The sequence below is a fragment of the Methylobacterium sp. WL18 genome (genome assembly GCF_008040015.1).
Classification (GTDB): domain Bacteria; phylum Pseudomonadota; class Alphaproteobacteria; order Rhizobiales; family Beijerinckiaceae; genus Methylobacterium; species Methylobacterium mesophilicum.
Genome location: NZ_VRVD01001105.1, coordinates 1 through 843, shown reverse-complemented (window position 1 = coordinate 843; position 843 = coordinate 1). Strand labels below are relative to the sequence as shown.

The 843-nt window shown below is 72.8% G+C and carries 1 protein-coding gene; it reads left to right on the top strand.

Features of this window, described 5'->3' with window-relative positions; genetic code table 11:
• Positions 1 to 483 precede the first annotated feature (483 nt).
• Positions 484 to 843: glycosyltransferase family A protein (locus FV228_RS31170; RefSeq protein ID WP_147857914.1), on the top strand; the 360-nt coding region annotated here is incomplete at its 3' end.

Genomic DNA, 843 nt, shown 5'->3' with positions numbered 1-843 from the left:
GCGGGTGGCCGGCGGGCGGGCGTAACGGAGACCGGCGGGGGCCTGCCTGGCAGAGCGGGCCGGGATGTTCACACGCCGTCGTCCGGATGTAGGCGCCATCGCCCGCCGCGCTCTCCCTCCCCCCTTCTGTGGGGGAGGGTAGGCCGGCCGTCAGGCCGGGTCGGGAGAGGGGCAGCGCGACGATGCAGGATGGATTAGGCGTCCGCGACCTTTTCGGAAGCGTCGCTCCCCTCTCCCGACCCCTGCTGACGCAGGGGCCACCCTCCCCCGCAAAGGGGGGAGGAAGGGCGGGGATCAGGTCTGGCGTGGATCTCCTGTCCAGCCGGAGGCGATCCAAGACCAGATGGGTCAGCATCCGAGCCCGGACGGGAGATCCGACCCGCGCCTCGGCCGGCGCCACAGACCCGTGACGCCCACACGCGTGCCGGGGACGGCAGAAACACTGCGTCTAGCGCGCGGATGAGGTTGGGAAGACTAGCTATCATGACCCGCGCAACCGCCACCCCGATCGCCAGGCCCTGCGTCGTGTGCATCCCCGCCCGCAACGAGGCGGAGCGGCTGCCGCGCCTGCTCGCCTCCCTGGCCCGGCAAGAGGGCTTTTCCGACCGCGCGCCGCTGCGGGTGGTGGTTCTCGCCAACAACTGCACCGACGGCACGGTGGCGGCGATCCGGGCCCTGGAAGGATCCGGCGCGCTCGCGGGGCTGACGCTGCGGGTGATCGATGTGGCGCTGCAAGGCCCGGAGGCCCATGTCGGCACCGCCCGGCGCATGGCTCTCGACGCCGGGGCCGACTGGCTCGACGCCGAGACCGGCCCGGACGGGATCCTGCTCACCACCGACCCC